Genomic DNA, 15,641 nt, shown 5'->3' on the forward strand with positions numbered 1-15,641 from the left:
ACGCTTAGCGTCGCGACATCGCCGCGGCAAGCACGTGCCAGGCACGCAGCTCGCCTCCGCCCAGATGGAAGCGGATTACCTCGCGCATCATGAAGCGCAAGGCGGACAAGCCCGCCGCGTCGGGCATCTGGTCCTGCGCCAAGGCCAACAGGTCGCTGCCACGCAGCGCATGGGCGGTACCGGGCCGACATGGGGACGGCCCCACTTCGACGGTGTAGCGATAGAGCTGCGCCGGCTCCAGCGGCTCGCCCGACTCAGCATCCGACTCCAGTTGCAAGCCGTATCCGATCGCCTCGAGCAAATCGCGCTCGAAGCGCCGCAGCGACCATGCCAGGGACTCCGTCGTTGCCAGGCGCGGCAGCGTTCGAGCATACGCTTCGAACAATTCAGGCTGAGGGTCCTGCCGACCCGTCAGGCGAACCACGAGCTCGTTGACATAGAGCCCCGCAAGGCCCGCATCGCCTAACAGGCGACATGGCACGCCGAGGGTTTCGGCGCCTTGCAAGGTCGCCAGCTCGCCGCGCAACAATAAATCAAGCACCAGCGGCTGGAACGGCTCGAGCTGGGCACGTTGCAAGCGGGCACGTTCGCGCCGCACTCCACGTGCCACCACGCCGATCCGCCCGTGATCCTGCGTCAGGCATTCGAGCAGCATCGACGTCTCGCGGTAAGGCCGCGAATGCAATACGTAGGCCGGCTGCTGCTCGATGCGCATGGAAGTCGCTAGCGGCCAGACGCGGTTGAAGAGATGTCGTGAACGCCAATACCCGGCCCCCAGGTGCCCTGGCAAGCGTGGCCGATCGTCGAATCAGCGCTCGCCATGCCTGGCTTTCAGTCCGTATAGCCGAATTTCTTGAGCATCGTCTCGTCGTCGACCCAGCCCTCGCGAACCTTGACCCATAGGCGCAGGAACACCTTGCGCTCAAAGGTGCGCTCCATGTGACGTCGAGCCGAGGTTCCGATGGCCTTCAACTGGGCGCCACCGTTGCCGATCACGATCGCTTTCTGGCCATCGCGCTCGACCCAGATCACGGCATGGATCTCGGCCACGCCATCAGGGCGATCGGTGAACTGTTCGATCTCGACCGTCGTGGCATAGGGCAGTTCCTGGTCGAGGCGCAACATCAGCTGCTCGCGAACCATTTCAGCGGCCAGGAAGCGCTCGCTGCGGTCGGTGACCTCGTCCTCGCCGTAGACGGGGGGCTGCACCGGCAAGCGCTTGAGAATGCCCTGCTGCAGCTCCGTCAGGCCTTGTTCCTTGAGTGCGCTGACGTAATACACGTCGTCAAAGCTGTGACGTGCCATCAGGTCGGCCACGAACGGCAGCATGGTCGCCTTTTCCTTGGCCAGGTCGACCTTGTTGATGACCAGCAGGCGCGGCACCTTCTGTTCAACCAGGGCGTCGTAGAGCGCCTCGTCCTCGTCCGTCCAGCGCCCCGCCTCGATGACCTGCACCACCACATCGACTTCACTGATCGCCGAGCGCGCCGCGCGATTGAGGCTGCGGTTCATTGCCCGTTTGGCGCCGCGATGGAGGCCCGGCGTATCGACGTACATGATCTGCCCGGCCTCGCTGGTGGCGATGCCTAGAATGCGGTGACGGGTGGTCTGCGGCCGCGGGCTGACAATGGACAGGCGAAAACCGATCAACGCATTGAGCAAGGTGGACTTGCCCACGTTCGGTCGACCCGCCAGGGCCACCAGGCCACAACGGAAGTCGTCATGGGGAAGCTCGGCCGGTGCGCCGAGGTCGATATCAACGTTGTCGTTCATGATCAAAGCCTGTTTCGGATGTCCTCGTGGCCCGCGCGAGTGGGTTACGCGCAAGACACGGGAGAGATAGAGAGTGTAAGTCGTTATTCGACCTGGTGATAAGGTCGTGGAGCGGCGACGTCGCCCCCGCGTGGGTCGATGCGGCGACCGCACCCAGAGCGCCGTGCCAGGTGCCGCCCTATGAAAGCCCGCCCGATGGACGTCCCGGGGGAGCCAAATCGGACTTGGGTAACGCCGAAATCAGGCTTTCATGTCCTGCAAACGGCGCAGTACCGCCTCAGCGGCATCCTGTTCCGCTGCACGGCGACTGCTGCCGCGGCCCTCGGCCCGAATGGCCTCGGGTTCGGTGATTTCACAGGATACGTCAAATGTCTTGGCGTGATCTTCGCCGTGGCTGTCGATCAGGTCGTAATGCGGCAGTGACCAGCCGCGCGCCTGCAGAAGCTCCTGCAGGCGCGTCTTGGCATCCTTGGACGAACGCGGTATGGCCGCAACGAGCGGCTCGAACAGCGCTCGAACCACCGACCGGCATTCAGAGAAGCCGGCATCCAGGTAGACCGCCGCCATCAGCGCCTCGAAGGCATCCGCGAGAATGGATTCCCGTCGAAAACCGCCGCTCTTGAGTTCACCCGAGCCAAGCTTGAGCTCGTCGCCGAGCTCGAGCTCGCGCGCGATGACCGCCAGCGCCTGCCCGTTGACCAGTTGGGCGCGCAGGCGCGAAAGCTCACCCTCGCTGGCATGCGGGTGAGCCTCATAAAGCAACTCGGCCACTACCACGCCAAGTAGCGCGTCGCCGAGGAATTCCATCCGCTCATTGTTCGGCTTACCCACGCTCCGGTGGGTCAGTGCGAGCTGACCGAGCGCTGGATCACTAAAGCGGTATGCGAGTTTGGTCAAATCACTAGCCTGAGCTTAACCACCGATATTTCCCTGCAGTGCCACGCTCTTTTCGAAGTGCAGCAGGAAGTCGATGTTGTACATAAAAGGAACGCGCTTGTCGTACGTGACGCTGAGCTGCGCAGCATTGCCCTGACGTTTGATCGTGATGTCCTTGGGCTTGATGGTGGCATCGTCCACGTACTGGAAATCCATCTTTTTCATGAGATCGCGACGGACATCGTCCAGCGTCTTGCCTTCCATGCTGCCGGTCGCGACGTCGTTCATGGCCTTGTTGACGCCCATGAACTCGGTATAGGCCGGAATCAGCTTCATCGCCATGAAGCCAAAGAAGCCCACAATGATCAACACCACGAGAAACCCGATCAGGGTGATACCCGACTGCCTCGATTTCATAGTCCCCTCGCTATGCCGCTGCTGCGGCTATACCCCAAACGTGCCATGGCCAGCACAACACAGTGCGCCGGCCATGGCGGTTGCAGCAGATTCTGCCCTTAAGCGCACCGGCAGGTCACGTACCTGCATCACGGCATTCAGTGGATGATCGAACCGACCCGCTTGAAATCGTAGAAATTCAGCCAGATCAGGAACGCCTTGCCGGCCAGATTCTGCTCCGGCAGGCAGCCCCACCAGCGGCTGTCCGTGCTGTTATAGCGGTTATCGCCCATGGCCAGGTAGCAGCCCTGCGGCACCACCAGCGGCACGCGGGCATTCGGCAGTGGCGGCGGCGTGGCGTAGTTGGGCATCCGGGCCGTCAGGTGATTGACCACGCCACCCTGTCCGTTCGGCAGGTGCTCGTTCCACACCGTGGCGCCCATTTCAAGCATCAAGCGCGATTCCTGCCGTTTCGGATCGCCCTCGTAGGGGCCGATGAGGTCGGCCGCCACCGGCTCGCCGTTGACCAGCAACTGGTCGCCGCGCATTTCCACGCGATCGCCTGGCAGGCCGATGACGCGCTTGATCCAGTTCTGGCTGGGTACGGGCGCATGCGGATCGGCGCAACTCTGGTCACCGCTGCGCACCAGCTTGCCGTCGTCCTCGCACAGATAGCCCGGGAACCGGAACACCACGACGTCGCCGCGCTTGGGCTCGCCCAGGCTCAGGAACTTGTTATTGAAGGCCGGCATGCGCAGACCGTAGGCGAACTTGTTCACCAGGATGAAGTCGCCCACGTCGAGCGTAGGCATCATCGAGCCCGACGGAATACGAAACGGCTCGGCCACGAACGAACGAAGCAGCAACACCACCAGCACGACCGGAAACAGTGAGCGCGACCAGTCCACAATCACCGGCTCGCGCACTTCTCCACGCGCCGCTTCGGCCTTGGCCTTGCGCTGCTTGTGGAAGAACAGGCGGTCCAGACCCCACACCACGCCAAACACGACGGTGAGGCCCAGCAGAATCGCCGAAAAATCGAAATCCATGCCCTACTCCAAGGTTGCTCGGCGCGAGGGACGCCGAATCCGCAGGTTTATTATTTGTCCACCATCAATACGGCATGGAAGGTTTCATTTGTCCACCTTCAGTACGGCAAGGAAGGCTTCCTGTGGAATTTCCACGCGGCCGACCATCTTCATGCGCTTCTTGCCTTCCTTTTGCTTCTCGAGCAGCTTTTTCTTACGACTGACGTCACCGCCGTAGCACTTGGCCAGAACGTTCTTGCGCAAGGCTTTCACCGTCGAACGGGCAATCACCTGGGCGCCGATCGCCGCCTGAATGGCCACGTCGAACTGCTGGCGGGGGATCAAGTCCTTCATGCGTTCGACCAGGTCACGGCCACGGCGCTCGGCATGCACGCGATGCAAGATCAGGCTCAGCGCATCCACGCGGTCGCCGTTGATAAGCACATCCACGCGCACGAACGGGCCCGCTTCGAAGCGCTCGAAGTGATAGTCCATCGAGGCATAACCGCGCGAGACGGACTTCAGGCGATCGAAGAAATCCAGTACCACTTCGGCCAGCGGAATCTCGTAGCTGATCTGCACCTGGGTGGCCAGGTACTGGATCGAACGCTGCACGCCACGCTTCTCTTCGCACAGCGTGATGACGTTGCCGATGTAGTCCGGCGGCGTGAGGATACTGGCAACGATAATTGGCTCGCGGATTTCCTCCATGAGATGCGCTGCCGGCAGCTTGGCCGGGTTATCCAGCAGCATCACCGAGCCGTCGCTCTTGAGGATCTCGTACACCACCGTTGGCGCCGTGGTGACCAGGTCCAGGTCGTACTCGCGCTCCAGGCGTTCCTGCACGATTTCCATGTGCAGCAGGCCCAGGAAGCCGCAGCGGAAGCCGAAGCCCATCGCCTCGGAGCTTTCCGGCTCGAAGAACATCGCCGCATCGTTGAGGCGCAGCTTATCCAGCGCTTCGCGCAGCGCCGGATAGTCGTCGGCAGAGACCGGGAACAGGCCGGCGAACACGCGCGGCTGCATGGTCTGGAAACCGGGCAAGGGCTTGTCGGCTGGCTTGCCGGCCTGGGTCAGGGTGTCGCCGACCGGGGCCCCGTGCACGTCCTTGATCGACGCGTTGACCCAGCCCACCTCGCCCGCAGAGAGCTTGTCCAGTTTCTTGCGCTTGGGGGTGAACACACCCACCTCGCCCACTTCGTGAGTGCGGCCAGTGGACATCACCAGCAGCTTGTCGCCCGGGCGGATTTCGCCCTGGATCACGCGCACCAGGGAGACCACGCCGAGGTAGTTGTCGAACCACGAGTCGATGATCAGCGCCTGCAGGCGATCCGTGTCGCCCGGCTTCGGCGGCGGGATGCGCGCCACGATGGCTTCCAGCACCTCGACCACGTTCTGGCCGGTCTTGGCGCTGACGGCTACCGCGTCGTCAGCGTCGATGCCGATGACCGCCTCGATCTCGCCCTTCACCTTCTCGGGGTCGGCCGTGGGCAGGTCGATCTTGTTGAGCACCGGCACCACTTCCAGGCCCATCTCCACCGCGGTGTAGCAGTTGGCGACGGACTGCGCCTCCACGCCCTGGGCGGCGTCGACCACCAGCAGCGCGCCTTCGCAGGCCGCCAGCGAACGCGAGACTTCATAGCTGAAGTCCACATGCCCGGGCGTGTCGATGAAGTTGAGCTGATAGGTCTTGCCGTCGCGTGCCTTGTACGGCAGCGACACCGACTGCGCCTTGATGGTGATGCCACGCTCGCGCTCGATCGGATTATTGTCGAGAACTTGCGCCTCCATCTCGCGCTCAGTCAAGCCGCCACAGATTTGGATGATGCGATCGGCCAGCGTTGATTTGCCGTGATCGATGTGGGCGATGATGGAGAAGTTTCGAATCAGTTCCATGGAGCACGCTAGCTGCATTCACTGCGATGCGCGGCGCGCAGGCAGCGTATCGCCGGGGGTGGCAATACGAACCCGGCATTATCGCATGGAACCAGCGTCGTCCGGGCGTGACGGCCACCTCGCCACACCCGCATCGACGTAAGCTCGATCCGGAACCTGGGGTTCGGCCCCAAAACGGCACGGGCCCGCCCTCCTGAGAAGAGCGGGCCGGCGACGGCCGCCTGTGCAACGACAGCCTTACTCGTCCTGCTTGCCTGCAGGCACCGTCAGCCCGATAAAACCACTCTGATCTCCGTGCCGGACCAGCAACAGCACCGTGTCGCCCGGCTTGGTGTCCTTGGTCGCCTCCCGGAACGCAACGACACTGCCCACCCTCTTCTGGTTGACCATCAGGATCACATCCCCTGGCTGAAGGCCCGCCCGAGCCGCCAGCGATCCATTGATACCGCTGATACCCACGCCCTCGCCCGCTTTCAGACCCAATTGCTGGCGGGTGTCGCTGTCGAGGTCCTGCACAGCCAGGCCCAGCGCACTGGCCGACGTACGCGCGGCCGGCTTGTCAGCATCCTTCGAAGCCATCGTGGCGCTCTTGTCACGAGGCAGTTCGCCGACCGTGACACTCACGTCCTGCTTCTTGCCATCACGCAGGATCTGCACCGTTGCCTTGCTGCCTGGCGGGGTCTGCCCTACCAGGGGGGGCAGATCGGCACTCTGGGTGATGCTCTGCCCGTTATAGGCAAGGATCACGTCCCCAGGCCTCAAGCCCGCCTTCTCCGCGCCGCTCCCAGGCGTCACCTGGGTCACGGCCGCACCGGAACCGCTATCGATGTTGAAAGCCTTCGCCACGTCATCGGTGACTGCCTGAACCATCACCCCCAGAACGCCGCGCGAGACATAGCCCTTCTCCTTGATCTGCTTGACCACGTTCATGGCCACGTCGATTGGGATGGAAAAAGCGACGCCCTGATAGCCACCCGTGTTGGAGTAGATCTGTGAATTGACACCTACGACGCGACCCTGGAGGTCGAACAACGGCCCACCGGAGTTGCCGCGGTTGATCGGCACATCGGTTTGGATAAACGAGGTATAGGGCTGGTCCTGGCTACCCAGGTTGCGGCCTACGGCACTGACGATGCCTTGTGTCACCGTGTAATCGAATCCGAACGGCGACCCGATCGCCAGCACCCACTGGCCGGGCTTGAGTGCGCGCGAATCGCCAATGCTCACGGCGGGCAGGCCGGCTTTTGCATCCACCTTGAGCAGGGCGATGTCGTATTGCGGGTCGCTACCCACGACCTTGGCAGTCAGCGTGCGGCGATCCTGCAGGCGCACCGTGACCGTATCCGCATCATCCACGACATGGTTATTGGTCAGGATGTAACCGTCGCTGGAGATGATGAATCCCGAACCCAGTGAGGTGTGCTGCTGTTCGTCGGGAGACGGCATCGCTGGCATGCCGAAAAAGCGCCGGAACATCTCCATCTGCGGATCATCATCATCCGGCGCATCCGGTCCGCCGCGGCCGGTCGACTTGCTCTTGCCAGCCTTCTTGCCGCTGTATTTGGCTTCGACATGCACCACGGACGGGGCATTCTTCTGCACGATCCCGGTGAAGTCGGGCAGGCTCGGCGCAGCGGGCGCACTCTGTGCCTGCACACCACCAGCCAATGCCAGGCTCATCAAGACACAACACGAAAGTGCGCGCAGGGCGAGTCGGTTCATGGGTTCCTCCATCGATGTTTCAGGCGCACATCCACACCAGCCCGCTAAGCGGACTGGTGTGGATGAACGGATTTGGGAAAGCGCCAGGCCGCGGAGTCGAACACACGGCGGGGTGTCACTGAGCTATGGCAGGAGCCTGCGCCGGCGACTTCTGCATCGACTGATCCGGATGAATCAGTAGCAGGTAGCTGCCATCGCCGTTGTTGATACGGTACCGATCCAATTGGTATGGGGACAGGTTGTTGCGCGAGTACAGCAGGCTGCCGTTGCTATCGCTGTCCAGCGTGGCCGACGCCTGCTGACTGAGCTGCGAGGCTGAATAGGCGCTCACCCAAGGCGGCACGGCAGCAGGTGCTTCGGCGCGAGCCAGTCGCGAATCGTTGTCGAAGGTGGAGTCGTGCGAGGTCACGGATGCCGTTTGGGGCATTGCCCGGTCTGCTCCCGATCCCGCCGGCTGGGCAATCATCAGCGCCGCAACCGCCACGCTGGCCGCGATGGCTCCACCCGCCGACCAGTGCAGCCAGTGTCGACGCTTGCCATGGCCCACCACGGCTTCCTGCTCGATCGCGTGCATGACCTTGCTCGCAAAGTCGCTGGCCGCCAGCGGCGTGAGCTGGCGGCGCAGGCCTTCGCGGGCGACGTGAAAGCGCGACCACGCCTGCTGCAACGAGGCGTCATGGTCGAGCCTGCGCAACAGAAAGCGCAGCTCCTCCCTCGACAGCTCGCCGTCCATGCCGGCAGACAGGTTCTCGCGTTGGGTGTCACTCATGGTGTCGATCCTCGCGGTCTGACAGCAGTGGCCGCAGTTTTTCATCAATAGCTTCACGCGCCCGAAAAATACGTGAACGTACCGTGCCGATCGGACAACCCATCGCCTCGGCGATTTCCTCGTAGCTCAGGCCATCCACTTCGCGCAGCGTAATCGCGGTCCGCAATTCCTCAGGCAGCGATTGGACAGTGGAAAAAACGGTTTGTTCAATTTCCTGTCGCATCAATTCGCGCTCGGGCGTAGCGGTCTCGTGCATGCGGTCGGCACCAGGCACAAACGCCGCATCGTCGATAGCGATGTCGTCCGCCGGTGGGCGACGGCCCATCGCCACCAGATGGTTCTTCGCCGTGTTGACGGCAATCTTGTACAGCCAAGTATAGAAAGCACTGTCGCCGCGGAACGAGCCTATGGCCCGCCACGCGCGGATAAACGCCTCCTGGGCGATGTCCTCGCATTCGGCATAGTTCTTCACATAACGCGAAACCAGCCCGATGACCTTGTGCTGGTATTTGCGCACCAGCAGGTCAAAAGCCCGCTTGTCCCCTTGTTGGACCCGTTCGACCAGCGCGCTGTCCAGTTCGTTCTCGCCCATCCGGGCCATCTCCTTCGTCGTTGCTGCCACGCGCTTGGGGTGCCTCAGGACAGGAGTGAGTTGCTCAGACAAGAACAACGCGTCCTAGTTCAGCATGTCCGCACATGTTTACCAACCCCTGCCGGGAGAAGACGCCATCAAGCGTCGCATCACCCAGGAACGCACGAGCACGCCAAGGGCGCACCGCACCGCTATCGGATGACCCTTCCTCCCCCGCTGGCGTGGCAACCGGGGCGCACTCGCGCCTATTGCCTATCCATATGGGGATGAGGCGCGTTCGCGCAAGTCAGGCGGCGGTGCCGCTTACGCCAGCGAGCAGGTGCTGGCGCTCCAGCAGGAGTTTTTCGAACGCAGGCTGCGGTAGCGGGCGGCAGAACAGGAAGCCCTGCAGCTCATCACACTGGTTGGCGCGCAGGAACTCCATATGCTGCTCCAGCTCCACGCCTTCCGCCACGACGCCCCGCTTGAGGCGGTGGGCCATTTCGATGGTGGCGCGAACGATGGCTTCATCGTCAGGATCCACGCCGATATTGCGTACAAAGCTTTGGTCAATCTTGATGCGGTCGGCCGGCAGCTTGCGCAGATAGTCCAGGGAAGCGGCGCCGGTACCGAAATCATCGATGGCAATGCGACAGCCCAACCGGTGCAGGCCCTGCAGGTTCTCCACCAGATTGGGCGCCGCCTTGATACTGATGCTCTCGGTCACCTCCATTTCCAGCAGGCTGGCCTCCAGCCCGCTTTCGTCGAGCGCCGATGCCACGATTTCCAGCAGGTTGGGTTGCATCAACTGCACCGCCGACAGGTTGACACCCAGGCGCAGGCGCAAGCCAAAGCGCCGCTCCCATTCCTGCGCGTGACGACAGGCGGTACGCAACACCCATTCGCCGATCGACACGATCAGGCCGGTTTCCTCGGCCAAGGGTATGAAGAAGCCCGGACCGATAAAGCCCAGCTCGGGGTGCTCCCAGCGCACCAGCGCTTCCATACCGACGATGTCCTCGGTCACCGCATCCACCTGCGGTTGATAGAACACACGCAACTCGCCCTTGTGCTCCGCGTGACGCAGGCCTGATTTCAGCGCGAGGTTCTGCTGTTGTGACTGCTCGGCGCTGCCCTCGAAGATCTGATAGTTGTTGCGTCCCAGGCTCTTGGCCGCATACATGGCCTCGTCCGCATGCTTGAGCAAGGTCTCGGCATCGGGGGCATCGTCCGGGAAGAAACTCACGCCAATGGATGCCGTGACCTGCAGCTCGGTGCCATCGTCGATGCGCAACGGCGCACCCATCACCTGCACGATCTTCTCGGCAATCCGCAGCACGTCATCGCTTTTCACGATGTGGCGCAGAATCACCACAAATTCATCACCGGCGTACCGCGCCACCGTATCGGAGGCGCGCACGCTGCCACGCAAGCGTTGTGTCGTGGTCAGCAGCACTTGATCGCCGATCGCATGACCGAGGGTGTCGTTGATGGTCTTGAAGCGGTCCAGGTCCACGAACAACAGGGCGAACGATTCGCCGGTGCGATTGGCCTCGCGGATGACGGTATCGAGACGGTCATTGAACAGCAATCGATTGGGCAGTCCGGTGAGCGCATCCAGCAGCCCTTCGGCACGACCTTGTTCACGGGTGTGACGCAACTCAAGCGCATGGGCAAATCGCACAGCGGCACAGGCCAGCACAGGCTGGACGATGGGCAGTGCCGGCAAAGGCTGACGGGTGCCGACCAGCAAGGCGCCCAACACCGTGCGACGCTCGTCTTGTAGCGGCCAGCCGGCGAACCCACTCAGGCCCAGCTGTTCCAGCAGCGGATCCACCGCGGCCAACCGCGCGGCGTCGGACTGATGCAGCATGGCTTGCCCCGCCAGGACGAGGCGCAGCGAGCTCTGCAGGTGCGGCCCGGGCCAGAGCTGCTCCTCGCCCCGCCAGTACTGCACGAGCTGGATGGGTGCGCTGCCGTCATCCGGTCGCCCCGACCATACCGCCACATAGTCCAGCGCCATTTCCTCATAGAGCAAACGTGCCCCCTCGGCGATGCCTTCGTCACCGCTTCCGGAAGCGAACATGCGGGCCAGCAGACCAAGCGCCACCTCCGCGCGTGCGCCCGCGCGGTCACTGCGAAACACCAAGGCCACGGCGTCGCGCCCCGCATGGCGCACAGCACGAGCACTCGCCTCGCCACTATCGACGCCACGCGCCGAGCGACGCCGCCCGGGATACCAGCGCCGAGAGCCTTCGGCGATGACCTGTTCCGTCGTGACATCCGCAAACGTGAGCACTTCCTGCAGTGAGCGGCCGCTCAATTCGTGCTCGGCAAGCCCGCTATGACGGGCCAGCGCGGGACTGAATTCCAGGATCCGGCTTCGCACCGGGTCAACAATCAACCACTCGCTATCGACCTCGTCGAACGCAAAGCGGTAGTCGCCCTCACCTACTTCCGCACGGGCACCCTGCGCCACGCCAGGCCCAGCCGAAGTCCGTTGCAGCCGCTGCCAGCGCACCAGCAACTCGCGCTCGATCTGTGATGCATAGAGCCAGTCGGCAACGCCGGAAGGCAGCACGGCAGGCTTGAGCAACGCCTGATCGTCGAGCACGGCGATCAATGGTGCCTGCGCACAAGCCGGCAGGCCTCGCAGCACTTCAATGCCGGCCAGTGCCTCGCGTCCGTCGCCGTCGAATGCCACCAGGATGAGATCCAGTGCCGGCCGCCCCTCCAGCAGAATGCCCGCGTGGGTGGCGTCCCGCGCCGAATGCACCACAAAGTGCCCGTCGCGATCGAAGGTGTCGAACAAAAGGCGGCGCAGCTCGCGCTGGGCGGCAATGACCAGGATGCCGGCAGGATGCGTCATGTCAGAGCAACCAACGGCCATCACGCAGACGCGGGCGCTGGGCCGCCTCGGGCTGGCAGCTCAGGCGCACCAGCACGTCGTTGAAGCTGGCAACCAGGGGCTGGGGTGGGTCGAGCAAGACGATTCTCCGCACGTGGCCGGTATTGGCACGCGCCAGCTGGCGCAGCAGGGTGGCGTCTCCCATGGCCAGGGGCAGCGGCGGCCGCTGCAGCAGATAGACACCGAAATGGTTGCTCTGCTGCACATAGCGCAGGGCGATGTTCAGGCGCTGGGAACCCGGCAGGCCGCTGTGCTCTTCACGCAGATTGCCCAGGCCATTTTCCGGATTCCACAAGTAGATCGCCTGGCCGCTGCGGCGCACCAACAAGCGCATCTGGTCGATCAAACCCACTTCGTCACCGCCTTCGAGCGCGATGAGGTTCCAGCGCGCGGCCAGGATGCGCTCGAGGATCTCGGCGCCGCCCTGGATGGTTGGTTTGGGATTCGGTGTGCTCATTGGCATCTAACTTACGGGGTCTGGAGGCCTTCGCAAAGCCTGGCATACAAGCCTCGCCGGAATCGGCCCGATATTCCATGCGGCAGTGCACAGGTCGCGGATTTACGGGATCTTCATGATTGCCCGGCGAGCCCTTGGGCCGTCTCGCATTCCTCGCTACGGGAAGGTATGGTGCAAGCCTTCCCGGTCACCCTCCCCATGCCCATGTTCGAAGGACTGCGCTTCAATCACTGGAAGACGAACCTGGATGACAGCGGTATCGTCACCCTGTCCCTTGATCGCGCGGGTAGCAGCGTCAACGCCATCTCGCGCGATGTATTGGACGAGCTTGGCCAGATCGTCGAGCGACTGGCGATCGAGAAGCCCGCCGGCGTGCTGATCCATTCGGCCAAGCCCTTCGGTTTCGCCGTCGGCGCCGATATCAAGGAGTTCGTGACGTACGCCCAGCAAGGCAGCGTGCTCGAGAACATCGAGAACGGCCAGCGTGTCTTCGAGTCGCTGGCGCGCCTACCCTGTCCGACCGTCGCAGCCATTCACGGCGCCTGCATGGGCGGCGGCACCGAGCTGGTCCTGGCCTGCGGCCAACGCATCGCCGCGGACGATGAAAAGACCCGCATCGGCCTGCCCGAAGTCATGCTGGGTATCCATCCTGGCTGGGGCGGCACGGCCCGGCTGCCTCGTTTGATTGGCGCCACCGAGGCGCTGCCGGTCATGCTGACCGGCAAGTCCTTGTCGGCCAGGCGAGCGCTGGCCCTCGGCGTGGTGGACCGCATGGCGCCTCCCACCGAGTTGCTGGCCGAAGCCCGCGCCTTGCTCCGTCGCCCTCATGCGCGGCCGTTCGCACTGCGCGCCAAGGCCTGGGCCACCAATACTTGGCTGGCCCGCCAGATTCTGGCACCGATGGTTTTCAAGCAGACGGCTGCCAAGGTACGCAAGGAGCATTACCCGGCGCCGTTCGCCCTGATCGATGTATGGAAGCGCGGCGGCTCGAGCATTCAGCAGCGCCTGAAACTCGAGGCACGTTCGGTGGCGAAGCTGGCGGAGACATCGACGGCGCAGAACCTCATCCGTATTTTCTTTCTGCAGGAACGCCTGAAAGCCCAGGGCAGTGGTATTGAGCACGGCATCAAGCATGTACATGTCGTGGGTGCCGGCGTCATGGGCGGTGATATCGCGGCGTGGGCCGCCTTCAAGGGTTTCGACGTGACCCTGCAGGACCGCGAGATGAAGTACATCCAGCCGGCGCTGGATCGCGCACGCCAGTTCTATGAAAAGAAACTCAAGACGGCAGACAAGATCGAGGCGGTCGCGCGTCGACTGCGCGCCGACGTCGACGGCAAGGGCGTCGCAACCGCCGATCTGGCGATCGAAGCGATCTACGAGAACGCTGACGCCAAGAGAGCGCTCTACGCCATCATCGAACCGCAATTCCAGTCCGATGAGCTGTTGGCCACCAACACGTCGAGCATTCCGCTGGATGAACTCCGTGTCGGCTTGAAAGCAGCGCAGCGATTCCTTGGCCTGCACTTCTTCAATCCGGTGGCACAGATGCCGCTGGTGGAAGTGGTGCGCCACGATCAACTCGATGCCGCCGCCGAGAAGCGTGCACTCGCCTTCTGCAAGGCGATCGGCAAGTTACCAGTAGCGGTCAAGGGCACGCCCGGGTTTCTCGTCAACCGCATCTTGATGCCTTATCTGCTCGAGGCCATGCGCCTTTATAACGAAGGCGTGCCAGGCCCGGTGCTGGATAGGGAAGCGAAGAAGTTTGGGATGCCGATGGGGCCCATCGAACTGGCCGACACGGTCGGCCTGGACGTGTGCGCTTCGGTAGGCAGGGAGCTGGCACCGTTCCTCGGCCTCGAACTGCCGCCAGGGCTGGAAGAAAAGCTCGAAGCCGGCAAGCGCGGCAAAAAGGATGGCCAGGGCCTGTACGTATGGCAGGACGGCAAGCCGCAGAAGCCGGAAGTCGATCCCGACTATGTGCTGCCGCCGGACCTGCAGGACCGCATGATCCTGCCCATGGTCAACGAGGCGGTTGCCTGCCTGGCGGAAGGGGTCGTCGACGATGCCGACCTGCTCGATGCCGGCGTGATCTTTGGCACCGGCTTCGCGCCTTTCCGTGGTGGCCCGATCCAGTACGTGCGCAGCGAAGGCGCATCCGTGCTGCAGGGCAAGCTGGAGCGACTGGCCAAGCGCTACGGCGAACGCTTCTCCCCGAAGAGTGGCTGGGATCTGCCTGCGCTGATGCAAACCGGCTTCGATCTGTCGACGGCAACGACACAAACAGAAGCCGCCGACGCCTGAGGCCTCCATGCTCGGCAAAAGCGAAACGCCCGGCCATGGCCGGGGGTTTTCATGTGGGGCAACGCCCGGCGGCGGTGCCGGTCACCACATCAGGTCATCAGGCACGCCGTCCTCGCCCACACCAGACGTGCTGCCAGGCTCAACCAGCAGTGCCACCAGATGGGCATCGATGGCTCGCACCTGTTCGGCCATCTCACGCGTCACCAGCAGATAACGCCCCTGCTGTTGCACCACAGCCAACTCGCCGACATTGAGCGCAGCCAACTGGTCGGCATCCACGTGCACTCGACGGATCTTGCCGCCGTACTCGAAATGCCGCACGTGATCCACTTCGGCCTTGTTGAGCGTCTTGCCTTCCAGCAACTGCTGGATCTTCAACTTGCGCTCACGACGGAGGCGAGCCTCCTCGGCCGCCGCCTGCTCGGCGCGCTTGCGTTCGTTCGCCTCCGTCTGCGCGCGGATCGCATAGGCCTTGGCCAGGTCGATCTCTTCCTGGCTCTTGCCCTGCGACGGCTTGTGCGATGGCGAAGACTTGCCTTGCGGCTTGTGATGCGGCGGCTTGCCGGCGTGTTTCTGGAAAGGCGGCTTGCCTCCCTGGGGTGGCAGCGGACGCTTTTCTTCGCGGACCTGTTTGGCGATGCCGCTCTTGAGCAGCTGATCGCGCAGGGATTCGGCCATGATCGGAACTCGCTTGCGTGGTACTGAAAGAGATGGTGGTGCGATCAATAGTGCGGCGGCGGCGGCTCGCTGTGCGGATCATGACTTTGCGACACGCGCACCGTCGACAGTTCGTTGCGCAAGTCGCGAATGGCCCGCTCCAGCGCTGCGATTCGTACGGACTGCCCCGCATCCGCCGAGGCCAGCGCATTTACCGTGTCATCAATGAAGGTGAGCCTCACCTCAAGCTCGGTCAAGCGCTGCTGCAGTGAATCGTCGGACAT

General features: G+C 63.3%; 14 protein-coding genes. 1 reads left to right on the plus strand and 13 read right to left on the minus strand.

Annotated features, from left to right (window positions below):
• Positions 1 to 4: 4 nt before the first annotated feature.
• From recO to OUZ30_RS11450, 11 genes are all read right to left on the minus strand, one after another.
• Complete coding sequence (recO, locus tag OUZ30_RS11400; protein WP_266182443.1) at positions 5 to 715, minus strand: DNA repair protein RecO; 711 nt, start codon at positions 713 to 715, stop codon at positions 5 to 7.
• 116 nt (positions 716 to 831) lie between these two features.
• The gene (gene era, locus OUZ30_RS11405; RefSeq protein ID WP_266182444.1) at positions 832 to 1,773 is read right to left on the minus strand and encodes a GTPase Era; all 942 of its coding nucleotides are present in this window, start codon (positions 1,771 to 1,773) and stop codon (positions 832 to 834) included.
• 240 nt (positions 1,774 to 2,013) lie between these two features.
• Positions 2,014 to 2,670, minus strand: a complete 657-nt coding sequence (gene rnc / locus OUZ30_RS11410) for a ribonuclease III (protein ID WP_266182445.1) — start codon at positions 2,668 to 2,670, stop codon at positions 2,014 to 2,016.
• 15 nt (positions 2,671 to 2,685) lie between these two features.
• Positions 2,686 to 3,066: a DUF4845 domain-containing protein gene (locus OUZ30_RS11415; protein ID WP_266182446.1), complete on the minus strand. Its 381-nt coding sequence runs from the start codon at positions 3,064 to 3,066 to the stop codon at positions 2,686 to 2,688.
• Between the two features lie 137 nt (positions 3,067 to 3,203).
• Complete coding sequence (gene lepB / locus OUZ30_RS11420; RefSeq protein WP_266182447.1) at positions 3,204 to 4,094, minus strand: signal peptidase I; 891 nt, start codon at positions 4,092 to 4,094, stop codon at positions 3,204 to 3,206.
• Between the two features lie 84 nt (positions 4,095 to 4,178).
• Positions 4,179 to 5,969, minus strand: a complete 1,791-nt coding sequence (gene lepA, locus OUZ30_RS11425; RefSeq protein ID WP_266182448.1) for a translation elongation factor 4 — start codon at positions 5,967 to 5,969, stop codon at positions 4,179 to 4,181.
• Between the two features lie 237 nt (positions 5,970 to 6,206).
• The gene (locus tag OUZ30_RS11430) at positions 6,207 to 7,691 is read right to left on the minus strand and encodes a DegQ family serine endoprotease (RefSeq protein ID WP_266182449.1); all 1,485 of its coding nucleotides are present in this window, start codon (positions 7,689 to 7,691) and stop codon (positions 6,207 to 6,209) included.
• A 115-nt stretch (positions 7,692 to 7,806) separates the two neighbouring features.
• Positions 7,807 to 8,460 (minus strand): sigma-E factor negative regulatory protein, encoded by a 654-nt coding sequence (locus OUZ30_RS11435; RefSeq protein WP_266182450.1) that lies wholly within the window; start codon positions 8,458 to 8,460, stop codon positions 7,807 to 7,809.
• Entirely contained in the window at positions 8,453 to 9,052 is a 600-nt protein-coding gene (rpoE, locus tag OUZ30_RS11440) for an RNA polymerase sigma factor RpoE (protein WP_266182451.1), read from the minus strand. Before rpoE ends, OUZ30_RS11435 begins: the two co-directional genes overlap by 8 nt.
• Positions 9,053 to 9,338: 286 nt before the next feature.
• On the minus strand, positions 9,339 to 11,900 hold the full coding sequence (locus tag OUZ30_RS11445) for a putative bifunctional diguanylate cyclase/phosphodiesterase (protein WP_266182452.1): 2,562 nt from the start codon (positions 11,898 to 11,900) through the stop codon (positions 9,339 to 9,341).
• Between the two features lies 1 nt (position 11,901).
• Complete coding sequence (locus tag OUZ30_RS11450; RefSeq protein WP_266182453.1) at positions 11,902 to 12,396, minus strand: hypothetical protein; 495 nt, start codon at positions 12,394 to 12,396, stop codon at positions 11,902 to 11,904.
• A gap of 204 nt (positions 12,397 to 12,600) precedes the next feature.
• Here OUZ30_RS11450 and OUZ30_RS11455 point away from each other — a divergent pair, with 204 nt between their 5' ends.
• Entirely contained in the window at positions 12,601 to 14,700 is a 2,100-nt protein-coding gene (locus OUZ30_RS11455; protein ID WP_266183161.1) for a 3-hydroxyacyl-CoA dehydrogenase NAD-binding domain-containing protein, read from the plus strand.
• A gap of 81 nt (positions 14,701 to 14,781) precedes the next feature.
• On the opposite strand, the gene OUZ30_RS11460 is transcribed toward OUZ30_RS11455, so the two are convergent.
• Together OUZ30_RS11460 and OUZ30_RS11465 are read right to left on the minus strand one after the other, a co-directional pair.
• Positions 14,782 to 15,378 (minus strand): DUF2058 domain-containing protein, encoded by a 597-nt coding sequence (locus tag OUZ30_RS11460; RefSeq protein ID WP_266182454.1) that lies wholly within the window; start codon positions 15,376 to 15,378, stop codon positions 14,782 to 14,784.
• A gap of 44 nt (positions 15,379 to 15,422) precedes the next feature.
• Positions 15,423 to 15,641, minus strand: a complete 219-nt coding sequence (locus tag OUZ30_RS11465) for a SlyX family protein (protein WP_266182455.1) — start codon at positions 15,639 to 15,641, stop codon at positions 15,423 to 15,425.

It is taken from the genome of Dyella humicola, assembly GCF_026283945.1.
In the GTDB taxonomy this organism is placed as follows: domain Bacteria; phylum Pseudomonadota; class Gammaproteobacteria; order Xanthomonadales; family Rhodanobacteraceae; genus Dyella; species Dyella humicola.